At 62.1% G+C, this 9,886-nt stretch carries 15 protein-coding genes; 12 read left to right on the forward strand and 3 right to left on the reverse strand.

Annotated features, from left to right (window positions below; genetic code table 11):
- Window position 1 precedes the first annotated feature (1 nt).
- The 12 genes from KHO41_RS00740 (at window position 2) to KHO41_RS00795 (ending at window position 6,177) form a co-directional block, all read left to right on the forward strand.
- A complete protein-coding gene (locus KHO41_RS00740; protein ID WP_211951399.1) occupies window positions 2–502 on the forward strand; it encodes a hypothetical protein in 501 nt (166 codons plus the stop codon).
- On the forward strand, window positions 499–723 hold the full coding sequence (locus KHO41_RS00745; protein WP_244873675.1) for a helix-turn-helix transcriptional regulator: 225 nt from the start codon (window positions 499–501) through the stop codon (window positions 721–723). Before KHO41_RS00740 ends, KHO41_RS00745 begins: the two co-directional genes overlap by 4 nt.
- The gene (locus KHO41_RS00750; protein ID WP_211951400.1) at window positions 720–860 is read left to right on the forward strand and encodes a hypothetical protein; all 141 of its coding nucleotides are present in this window, start codon (window positions 720–722) and stop codon (window positions 858–860) included. The genes KHO41_RS00745 and KHO41_RS00750 overlap by 4 nt, the downstream gene beginning before the upstream one ends.
- Before the next feature lies 1 nt (window position 861).
- The gene (locus KHO41_RS00755; protein WP_211951401.1) at window positions 862–1,092 is read left to right on the forward strand and encodes a hypothetical protein; all 231 of its coding nucleotides are present in this window, start codon (window positions 862–864) and stop codon (window positions 1,090–1,092) included.
- A gap of 10 nt (window positions 1,093–1,102) precedes the next feature.
- On the forward strand, window positions 1,103–1,462 hold the full coding sequence (locus tag KHO41_RS00760) for a DEAD/DEAH box helicase family protein (protein WP_211951402.1): 360 nt from the start codon (window positions 1,103–1,105) through the stop codon (window positions 1,460–1,462).
- A complete protein-coding gene (locus tag KHO41_RS00765; protein ID WP_211951403.1) occupies window positions 1,459–1,827 on the forward strand; it encodes a hypothetical protein in 369 nt (122 codons plus the stop codon). Before KHO41_RS00760 ends, KHO41_RS00765 begins: the two co-directional genes overlap by 4 nt.
- A 15-nt stretch (window positions 1,828–1,842) precedes the next feature.
- Window positions 1,843–3,975 (forward strand): H-NS family nucleoid-associated regulatory protein, encoded by a 2,133-nt coding sequence (locus KHO41_RS00770; RefSeq protein WP_211951404.1) that lies wholly within the window; start codon window positions 1,843–1,845, stop codon window positions 3,973–3,975.
- On the forward strand, window positions 3,972–4,778 hold the full coding sequence (locus KHO41_RS00775; protein WP_211951405.1) for a hypothetical protein: 807 nt from the start codon (window positions 3,972–3,974) through the stop codon (window positions 4,776–4,778). Before KHO41_RS00770 ends, KHO41_RS00775 begins: the two co-directional genes overlap by 4 nt.
- Window positions 4,771–5,061, forward strand: a complete 291-nt coding sequence (locus tag KHO41_RS00780) for a hypothetical protein (RefSeq protein WP_211951406.1) — start codon at window positions 4,771–4,773, stop codon at window positions 5,059–5,061. Before KHO41_RS00775 ends, KHO41_RS00780 begins: the two co-directional genes overlap by 8 nt.
- Before the next feature lie 115 nt (window positions 5,062–5,176).
- On the forward strand, window positions 5,177–5,410 hold the full coding sequence (locus KHO41_RS00785) for a hypothetical protein (protein WP_211951407.1): 234 nt from the start codon (window positions 5,177–5,179) through the stop codon (window positions 5,408–5,410).
- Window positions 5,411–5,524: 114 nt separating this feature from the next.
- Window positions 5,525–5,878 carry a hypothetical protein gene (locus KHO41_RS00790; protein WP_211951408.1) on the forward strand — a complete coding sequence of 118 codons (354 nt, stop codon included), beginning with the start codon at window positions 5,525–5,527 and terminating at the stop codon, window positions 5,876–5,878.
- Between the two features lie 2 nt (window positions 5,879–5,880).
- Entirely contained in the window at window positions 5,881–6,177 is a 297-nt protein-coding gene (locus tag KHO41_RS00795) for a hypothetical protein (RefSeq protein WP_211951409.1), read from the forward strand.
- A gap of 56 nt (window positions 6,178–6,233) precedes the next feature.
- Here the strand turns inward: KHO41_RS00795 and KHO41_RS00800 are convergent, their stop codons facing one another.
- The 3 genes from KHO41_RS00800 to KHO41_RS00810 all read right to left on the reverse strand — a co-directional run bounded on the left by KHO41_RS00800 (window position 6,234) and on the right by KHO41_RS00810 (window position 9,837).
- Entirely contained in the window at window positions 6,234–6,956 is a 723-nt protein-coding gene (locus KHO41_RS00800) for a hypothetical protein (RefSeq protein WP_211951410.1), read from the reverse strand.
- Between the two features lie 596 nt (window positions 6,957–7,552).
- Window positions 7,553–8,284, reverse strand: a complete 732-nt coding sequence (locus tag KHO41_RS00805; protein ID WP_211951411.1) for a hypothetical protein — start codon at window positions 8,282–8,284, stop codon at window positions 7,553–7,555.
- Between the two features lie 224 nt (window positions 8,285–8,508).
- A complete protein-coding gene (locus KHO41_RS00810; RefSeq protein WP_211951412.1) occupies window positions 8,509–9,837 on the reverse strand; it encodes a tyrosine-type recombinase/integrase in 1,329 nt (442 codons plus the stop codon).
- Window positions 9,838–9,886: the final 49 nt, after the last annotated feature.

Below are 9,886 nucleotides of genomic sequence, written 5' to 3' on the forward strand. Positions count from 1 at the left end.
CATGCATCTAATTTTTGACCACCACGGCAGAGCCAAGCCCAACTGCTTCGTCACTATCGATGATTTCGGAACGAAGCATGACGCCCTAGAAGCCTATCTCGGCGCCGACTTCGACCCCGCCCAGCGCATGCGCTTCGCTTTCCGCTTCAGCGAGGATCACGATCCCGCCGTCGTCCGGGAGCGCGAAAGCCGCCCCCGGGGCTACTCCGCGCGCGAATCCGCCGCCTTTGCGAGCCCCATCGGCATGAGCATCGAAGCCGAGATCCGCATTGACTTCGAGTTGGTGCCCGCGTGGGACGAAGAACACTTCGAGCCGCTGTGGCAGCAAGCCCAAGGCGCACAGATCCGCATCACCCATGCCGGCATCAATGAATGGGAATGGAACCCTGCATCCATATCGATCGGACAGAAGGCGCTCGAAGCGTTCTGCTGGGCCTATGTCGAAATGGAAGAGGCTCGCGAGGAAGCGACTCGCCGCGGAATCGTGGAGACGACGCGGTGATCCGGCCTTTCTATGTCGATCTCGAAACAGTCGCAGCGATCGTCTCGCTGTCGGCAACCAGCGTGCAAAAGCTGGTCCGCGAAGAGCAGTTCCCGAAGCCGCGCGCTGTGTCGAGCCGCCGCGTTGCGTGGTTGGTGCGTGAGGTAGAGGAATGGGCCGAAGGGCGCCCGATCTCCGATCTCCCGCCGCCACCGAACACGTCGAGGAGGAAGCCTCAATGATCGCCTTCCGCATCACCGTCGACGGCGGCCGCACCTACGTCGGCCTGTTCCATTGCAGCTGCGACGCCATCAATGACGGCCTGGACCGAGGCGCTCGCCGCGTTTCGGCCACGCCGCTGTCTCGCCTTCAGGCCTGACATGGCACGGCGCCGCGTCCGCTACTCATTTGCCGAGCTGGTCGAAGGCTTCCGCCTGATGAACGGCTCCGGCAACGCTGAGCTACGCGTCCGCGAATGGCGCGTGGCCATGCAGGTGCGCGCCTTCCTGGACGCGCGCCGCAAAGCCTCCCCGCAGCGGCGCACTGCCCGCCCCAGCTTCGACCCCTCCATCCCCGACCACAAACGCCGACAGGCAAACGACCTCGACTGAGGAGCACACCATGTTGATCGGACTCACCGGCCGGCCAGGTGCCGGCCACAACGTTGTCGCCGACTATCTCGCACGCGCCCACGCGTTCACCCCCACCCACCTCATCACCGACGAACTCGTCGACCAACTCAGCGATCACCACGTCGTCGTGACCGAGATCCGCGACCACGTGGACGCCGACATCCTAACTGCGCGCGGCGGCATCCTGGTCCACCTGTGCGATCCGTGCTTGCCTGACTTCGGCCCGGCCAATGGCATCGTGCTGCGAGACATCGATCACCAGGTCACCGTGACGGTCGACTACTTCCGCGCCTTCGACGTGCTCGACCGCGTGATTGGCGAGGCCGAGTTCTGTGGGGCGCCAGCATGAAGCTCCAGGCACGCCACCAGCTCACGTTCTACGCGGATCTCGCGCAGTTCATCGGCGACCCGACACCAGTTGCCTTCGATCGCCTGCTGCGCGTCCTGGACATCCTCGCTATCGCACTCCGCGTGCAGCCCCTGCAGGATTTCGCCGTCCAGATCCACTCGGCACGCCGCGCCATGTCCGCGGTCGTGAAGCGACTCGAACGCACAGGTGCCCTGGCCGTTTCGGATCTCGACGCGGTGACCTTACGGGCCGCCGCACCTCAGATCGAAGCTGCCATCTGGCGCGTTCAGCTCGACACCTTTTCCTTCGCCAACGCCATCGTCCAGCACAAGTTGGAGCTGCAGGGCGTGGCGCTCACCGACTGATCCACGGAGCCCACCATGACCACAACAAAGCCCGGCGACCTGCTTCGCATCCAAGCCAGGAATCTGATCATCTCGCCGAAGAACCAGCGCACCCGCACGCGCACGCGGATTCGCGAGTTCGCCGCCTCGCTCGCCGCCCATGGCCAGCTCAAGAACATCGTTGTCATTGAGCACGTGAGCCGCAAGAAGAATGCCCCCACGCACGAAGTCATCGACGGCGGGCACCGCACTGAAGGCGCGTGGCTGGCCATCCGGGAAGGCAAACTGCCCGAGGACTTCGAGCTGCTCTGCCTGCTCGACAGTGCTGACCGCGCCGAGGAGATCAGCGCAGCCGCCAACATGCACGAGCCGATGCACCCTGCGGACGAATTCACGGCATTCCGCCACATGATCGATGGCGGCAGCGGCGTGGAGGAAGTCGCAGCACGCTTCGGCGTCACGCCCCTGACCGTGCAGCGCCGACTCAAGCTGGCCAACGTTTCGCCGCGTCTGGTTCAGGGCTACCGCGACGGCGAACTGAGCCTGGAGCAGCTCATGGCGCTGGCGATCACCGATGAGCACAAGACGCAGGAGAAGCTCTGGAACCAGGTGAAAGATCGAGGCAATTGGGAGAAGACGCCGGAGGCCTTGCGCCGCGCCCTGGTTAAGTCCGGCTCCATCAATGCCGCAACCGACAAGCGAGCCCGCTTTGTCGGCCTTGATGCCTATGAGGCCGCTGGCGGCCCCGTGGTCCGCGACCTTTTCAGCAATGGCGGTGGCTTCATCGGCGATGAAGCGCTGCTGCAGCGCCTGGCCGAGGAGAAGCTCGAGGCAGCAGCCGAAGATTTGCGCGCCAAGGGCTGGGCCTGGGTCAAGACGGCGGACCAGTGGACCTATTCCGACGAAGCGGCCTACAGCAAGAGCCAGCCCAAGAAGCGCGCCTTGACCGAGGAAGAGGCCGACATGCTGGCAACCTTGCGCGAGCAAGCCGAAGCGCTCGACAAGAAGATCGATGCTCTCGATGTCGAAGACGAAGCGCTGGACGCCGAGCTGGCCAGCCTCGAGGCGCAGATCGAGGCTATCGAGTCCCTTCAGCACGTGTTCACCGATCGCCAGAAGGCCAAGGCCGGCGCCGTGCTGACCATTGACCACGGCGGCCAGCTCAAGGTGGTACGGGGCCTGATCAAGCGTGAGGACGGCAACAAGCCGAAGAAGACGGCAGCGGACGAGACCAACAGCAACGGCGCAGGCCAGGGCGCTCCAACGCCCGAGGAAGTCGAACGCTCGCTGTCCGAACGTATGGTGACCACGCTGACGGCCCATCGTACCGCCGCGCTGCAGGCAGTAGTGGCGAACAGGCCCGATGTCGCTGACGCCCTGCTGCTGGCCACCATGGTGCCGCAAGTCCTCTTTGCTGCCGAAGATCGGTACCGCTACAGCTACAGCTCGGTCGCCAAGATCTCCCTCACAAACAACCGCGGCGTCGGGAGGCAAGGCACGGATGATCTCGAAGGCTCGCGCGCCTGGCTGAGCCTGCAAGAGCGCATTGACTACTGGCAAGCACGTCTGCCCGCTGAGGAAGACGGCAAGCCTGCGGATCTGTTCGCCTGGTGCATGGGCCTTGATCTGGCCGACCGGGACGACCTGCGTGGTCTCTGCGTGGCACTCACCCTCAACACGCTGGAACACCGCGAAGACTGCGCCGGCCACAAGCACGCACACCAGCTCGCAGCCGCCGTCGACCTCGACATGGCCGACTGGTGGCAGGCCACCGCCGAATCCTACCTGGCCGGCGTGCCCAAGTCTCGCCGCATTGAGGCCGTGCGTGAAGCCGTCGGCGAGGAAGCAGCAGACACCATCGCCAGCATGAAGAAAGACGACATGATCGCCGCGGCCGAATTGCGCCTCGACGGCCGGCGCTGGCTGCCTGCCATTCTGCGCCGCCCGGGCAAACCGGCGGTCTCCGCTGCCGAGCCTGCGACGCCAGCAGCGGAACCCGCCGCCACGTCGGGCTCCGTCGTGCCTATCGCTGCGGTGCGCTACCGGGACGCAGCGGGCAATGCATGGACTGGCCGCGGCAAGCGCCCCAAATGGGTGGAAGCGGCACTGGCAAGCGGCAAGACGCTTGATGACCTGCTGGTCGCCAACCGGGAGGAGATCGCAGCATGAAATCAGATCGACAGAATCGCCGCCCATCGCCCGACAGCATCGCCGCGCGCATCCCCGAGGAGCAGGGCCGCCAGCTCGCCTCCACATCACGCTCGCGGAAGGTCTTTCCTGGCACGCGGCGCCCGCACGTCGACGACATCGCCGTCGACCAGTTGGCCACCGCCATGAAGGCCAAGCTGGCCACCTGCCGCACTCTTGGCCGACGCGGCTGGGACAACCCGCTCGAATGCTCGGTTGAACGCCTCGCACGCCTGATGGCCCACGCCATTTGCAAGGGCGACCCGGTGGACGTGGCGAACTACGCTGCCATGCTGCACGCGCGGCGTGCCGACTACCTGGTTGTCTCCAAACACGCCACACGCGGATTCCTGCAGGGATCACGCGAGGACCAGTCCAAGCGGATCAACGAGCTGGACGCCGCGCTTAGCCAGACAATCGACGAGCGCGACCGATACCACGCTGCCGCCGACAAGCTGGCCGAAGCGATCGCCGCATATTTCCACGTCGATATCGGCGAGCACAGCAGCGCCAGCTGCCCATGGGAAGGTGCGCTCGCGGCAATCGAGAGCGCGCCAGCACCGCAACCACGCGGCATCGATGACGCCTCGCCGCGCGAATGGGATCTCGCTTCGCGAAATGCGCGACTCACTGCCGAACACACCAGGCTCACTGGCGCGCTCAATCGGATCGCCCACATGCTGAACCATAATAGCCAGCCCGTGGACATGCACCGCGAAGAGCTACGCGCGATCGCGCGCACTGCCCTGCAGCCCACCACCACCCGGGAAAAGCACCATGGCTGAAACGACCACCCAACGCATCATTCCCGCCGCCGGAGCACCGGCGATGCCGGCATTCCCGTCGAGCGTTTTCCAGCTGGGGCAGTCCATGTCCGTCCAGGCCGCCGATGACCTCGTGGCCACGGCCACCACCACACCAGCGATGCCCGAATCAACCACGAAGGTCGATCTCGCGATTGCCTACGTGAAGCAATACGGCGAGGCCTCGCGCGCCGAGCTGGCCAGCGCCATGGGACTTGAGTCGGACAGCCACGTGAAGTCCTTTCTCAAGACGCCACTGGGCTGATGGCAGGCTGCATGCCGACGGCGACCGCTACACCATCGGCAACGACCAACCGCAACCGCGCCCGCGACGCGCACGCAGCACGACCAGGAAACCTCCTGCACGGCCGCGCAACAGCATGAAGCGCCCAGCCGCCTCCCACTTCCACGCTGCACCAGCGCCAGTCGCACACAAAACCTCACCGACCGCCGTCGCGCAGATCCTGGTCGGCGGCATCGGCATCAGCGTGCGCGAAGACGGCGGCGTATCGATCTCCGCCAACGGATGCGCCGTCGAGCTGACGCCCGCCCAGGCCAACATCATGCGCACGTTTGACACACTGCTTTCGACCGCCTCGGGTGTCCCAGCATGACGGCGGAAGTGCACCCCCGTGGAATGGACGGCCGCCATCACCAGCTCCACGCGCGGCGTGATGTGCCTGGGCCCGAGTGCCTGAAGCCACTGCCCCGCAAAGACCGAGCTCGTGATGGTGCGCGAGGTCCTGCGTGGCGAGCAGCCTATTGCGATCGCCACCGCAGCCGCGGGCAATGCCGACGTGGCCAGCGCCATCGACGCCGCCATGAACGAGCTTGCGCGCGAGCTGGGCTGCGCCTTCAGCGATCTGATCCCACACAACAGCGGCCTATTCATCCCCGGCCAGGCGAAGGCCTGCGCGAATCCTATCGACGCCATCCGGCAGCTGTTCGCGCACGTCTACGCCGGCGGGCGCGTCCTGCGGGCGCCGCGACTGATGCCCGACGCGCCGGCGCAGCGCACCAGCAAGGCCGACCCCTCCCCTATCGAATCCGACCCGCGCCAGGTTGCGCTGTTCGAGGTATGACCATGATCCGCCCCGCCCTCGCCCGCACCGCCGGCATTCTTTGCAGTAACGCCGAGTTTCGCCGCTTCCTGGCTGAGCGCTTCCCAATTGACTGGAAGGACTTTTCCGATCTAGAGGATGTGGATAGGGCAGCCGCCGTGGTTCGGGCTACCTGCAAGATCAGCTCCCGCAGCGAACTGGACAGTAACCCCGCCGCGGCTCAATGCTTCCATGCCGAGTTGGGATTCCCCTACAACAACTGGCGCCAAGCCTGCAGATCGCAGCCGCTGAGCGAGGGGCCTGTCCAGGAACAGCCATGAAAGAAGGAGAGGGGACCGATGCCCCCTCTCCTTCTTTGCCCCTTCTCAGCCGGCTCTCAAATTTTGTTGAGGCGCACCAGTTCGCCTCGCACTTCGCCCCCAAGAGGCTCAGCGACGCGCTGTGGCAGCGGACTGCGCTGATCCGCCGGCGTTTCAGACAGCGCTATCGCCGCCCCAAGAACCTCCTCGGGCCGCAGCCTAGCGACTTGCCCAATCAACGGTTGTTGGGCTGCAATCTTTGCCGGATCGCCCCCAGTCTCACGCAATTTTTGCAAGATATACCGCTGCCATGGCGCATCCGATTCTCTAACCGGCCAATCGCCAGTGTCAAGAAGCCGAATTGCATAGACCTCAAAGACGGCCTTCACAAAGCTAGCGCAAGTAAATCCCTCGCCAATACCAAATGGCTTGACATTGCCTTGCTGATCAAAATAAGGCTGGTCGCTTAAGGCAATACTATAAGGAATCCGCCCTTCATTGTTGGCCTGGAGATCAAACAACCAGTTCTTAAATGCGAATTCATTGTACTCATGCAGCAGGCTCACCGGTGCATAGCCATAGTGACCGGCGCGTGCATGGCCATCTTCGATCGGCTGAGCCAAGAAATGATTGTCCCAACCGAGGTGAACAAGCCACCACGACCCATCATCCTTTTCGAGAAGAAAAGCAATGTGCCGCTGATCTACAGTCCTCGTGACTGCTCGACCAGCAATTGCCAATGCAATTCCCGAACGCGCTGCAACCCTTGCGGGATCAACGACATCCAATTGCACTGGCATCCGTCAATCTTCCATCCCATAGAGAATTTCGCCAGCCGGTTCTCCCCGAGCCACGAGCGCAATGCGCGCGCGGCGGAGAAACTCCTGCCATCCAGTCAGAATTCGGCGCGCTCGGAATGACGTCCGCAACACTGCAACGAGCGTCCACCCACTCAGACGACTCGGCTCGAGCGATACGAGAAGTCTACTCACCGCCGCGACGTCGTGTTGATTGAACGATCTCTCAATGTACCGAATGGCAATACGAGCAGCAGCCCGACCGTTGCCCACTTCCTCATATGCAAGTATCTGAGCAGTGAGAATCTTCCCAATGTCACGAGCGATCTTTTCCTGTGCGGCACGTACCCAGTCCTGATTCTCGCTTAGCGAACTGGAATCGGGATCTACGATAGAGACCACTCCACCCAATACGAATCGCTTGCTTTGACGCTGATAGGCCCCACCAACGTTAGGATAAGGTGCAACTTGCGAATTCTGGTCGTCGGTCCAGTCGTGCCGATATAGACCTCTATTGTGCATACCAATAGACGTCGAGCTGCCCCCCATCTCTACACCAAAAAATGGGTTTACGGCTGGATGAAATTGCTGGACGTGAGTCATTTGAAACCTTCAGCGAGATCCGAAAGGATCAGATCACGAAATTCCGGCAGAAACCGGCTTGCATCGCTGCTCAACACCTCAGCCGCACAAGCCTCGGACGTGTTGAAATCCAGTTCAACTCTACACATACATTGCGAGTGCTCCGAGACCGTCCCCGACGGACTGAACTCGAGCATCTTCGCCTCAAGTGAAAGCAATCGCACCATGCGATTTAGCTCCACCGAGGGTAAAAACGAGGATGACGTAGCGTAATTAAACTGCAAAGCCACATCTCGAATCGCAGCCGGATCAAACTTTGCAAAGTGGGCCAGTTCATGAATGAGCGTATTTGACGCTACCCGCCCCTCTGTCGGACGCCAAACGCCGACCGCCAGAGCAATTCGATTCGCAGAAATCTGTGCCTCGGAGAACCATGCACCAAACTTCTCGACAAATGGCTCAATCCGGTCAACCAGCTTTCCCAGTGACGGAGCAGTCGGCCCAGGCTTGGGAATGGCCGAGAGCGTCAACTCGGTACGGTTGAATCCCCCCTTGATCTCCAACTGGTTGTCTTCGCAGGGCCCAATCTCGCTGTACTCCGCTACGTGCGGCTTCTTGAGAACTGATTCGGGGTCCGCGCCCGTCAATGACCGAAAGTATCCAGCACCCTCCACACGCGAAGGCTCTTGCGTGAAGAAGATTAGCCTCAGGGCATCAACCTCCCAATCGCCGATTGGTGGCAACGACATACGCTCTCCAGTACAGGGGTACCCAGGATGGGCCAATATTCTCGTTATGGTGCCCCATCCACCGTTCTTCGACAACACGAATAAGCAGCGATTAGGGCCACTGCTCTGTCGAAGAAAGTGCGCTAAGACACCATCGGAACGGTACGGCATCAATCGGATGAATGCAACTCACGCTTAACATGAGGTTCGCGCAGCGATCATAACACATTGTTTTCTAAAGAATTTCATTCAGCCCCATCCGGTCCACGACACAGTTGAGCACCCACTCGGGTGCTCGGCAAACGGGCAAGTCCCTCCAATTTCTCTGACAGCTTCTCCAGCCACTCGCGCCGCTCCCGGTCGTACGTATGCCGGTTGTAGACGCCCTGCACGCCTGGCAGCATATGCCCGAGGACAGACTCCGCAACGTCGTTGGGACACCCCATAGCCGCTAGCATGGTGCGCACTGTGCGACGGAGATCGTGCGGCGCCCAGTGCGTAACAGGTAACCGCGGCCGCTTGGATTCCGGCCGAGTCTTGGAATACGGCTGATTGTAATGAACGGCTGTCTGAATCACCTTCTGCTCCATGGGACCGCCGGCTCGTGACTGGAAAAGGTACCCATCCCCAGCCACTGCTAGCCGCCGCCGCACAATTTGTTCTGCCCTCCCAAGCAGCGGCACGCGCAAATCCGTTGCGCCGGGGTTCCTGGCGTTCTTGGTCTTCTCCTTCGGGATAGTCCACCAAAGACCGTCCTTTTCCTCACTGATCTCGGCAGCTTCCATGGCAGCAATCTCCGAGCCGCGGGTACCTGTCCACAGGTACAACGTGAGGGCGTCATTCACGATACGACTGAAATTCGGAAGCCAGCAGATGAGCTCGCCAACATCCTGCTCTGTAAGAACGCGCTTCACCGCACCGATCGACTTGCCTGCAATCTTCTTACCATTGCTACGCAACCGCCCGCGCATGATCTGACGCCACCAGTTTGGCGCGTCTTCCGAGAGTTTTCCGGAGTCAAGGGCATAGTCCCAGGCTGCCCCAAGCTCCGAACGCAGCTTCCCGGCCTGTACTGGGATGTGCACATACAACTTCAACAGATCAAATGCCACCGCCCGAGTCACCTGCTCCGGGAGAAGGCCGGCAACCGACCCAAGCATCGTGTCAAACATACGGCGGATCTCTTTTGATCCTTTCAGCGCGCGCCTACGCTCAATATGCTCGACCAGGTAGTCCCGGCAGAGAGCTCGGACCGTATAGGCTCCCTCCTGGGGTAAACTTCCGCCCATTACCGATTGCGCGCTTGCTCTCGCCGTGCGCTTCTCCGCGGCTACATCGCGACCACTGTCCCGGGCGAGCCTAAGCTCCTCCCACCTGACAATGGCGGCCGCCGGCGACATCGCTGGCCAAGCTCCGATCTTCGTCTGCCTCATGCGGCCGTCGACGGGCGATTTGTAGCGGTAGGTCCACGTGCGTCGGTTGGCGGTACATTCAAGGCGCAGACCTGGATGGCCTTCGATCGTCATGTGCTCCCCCGGCTTGAGCAGCTTGGCAGCGCGCGCATCGAAATACATGGCGTAGGTTTTCAGTAGCGTAGGTTTTGCCGGAACGGCATAGACACAC

Origin of the sequence: Cupriavidus numazuensis (assembly GCF_905397435.1) — a bacterium.
GTDB classification, from domain to species: Bacteria; Pseudomonadota; Gammaproteobacteria; order Burkholderiales; family Burkholderiaceae; genus Cupriavidus; species Cupriavidus numazuensis.